This is a genomic window from Acidovorax sp. SRB_24 (assembly GCF_012931925.1).
The window spans coordinates 1-248 of sequence record NZ_MWOM01000364.1 but is presented as its reverse complement, the minus strand read 5'-3'; the positions used below and the strand labels follow the sequence as shown (position 1 = coordinate 248).

Below are 248 nucleotides of genomic sequence, written 5' to 3'. Positions count from 1 at the left end.
TGCAGCCTTCTTCGCGGTGGCGGTCTTTTTCGCCGGCGCAGCGGCCTTCTTGGCAGGAGCCGCAGCCTTCTTCTCAGGAGCCGCAGCCTTCTTCGCAGGGGCTGCGGCCTTCTTCGCAGGAGCTGCGGCCTTCTTCGCAGGAGCTGCGGCCTTCTTCGCAGGAGCTGCGGCCTTCTTCGCAGGGTTTGTCGCCTTTTTCGCCGGTGCTGACTTCTTGGCGGCCACGGACTTTTGGGCCGCAGCGGCCT

1 protein-coding gene is annotated in these 248 nt (G+C 65.7%); it reads right to left on the bottom strand.

What is annotated here, in order from left to right; genetic code table 11:
* Nucleotides 1-225, bottom strand: a 225-nt coding sequence (locus B2J89_RS22295) for a hypothetical protein (RefSeq protein WP_205763947.1), incomplete at its 3' end; no start/stop codon positions are given.
* Nucleotides 226-248 lie beyond the last annotated feature (23 nt).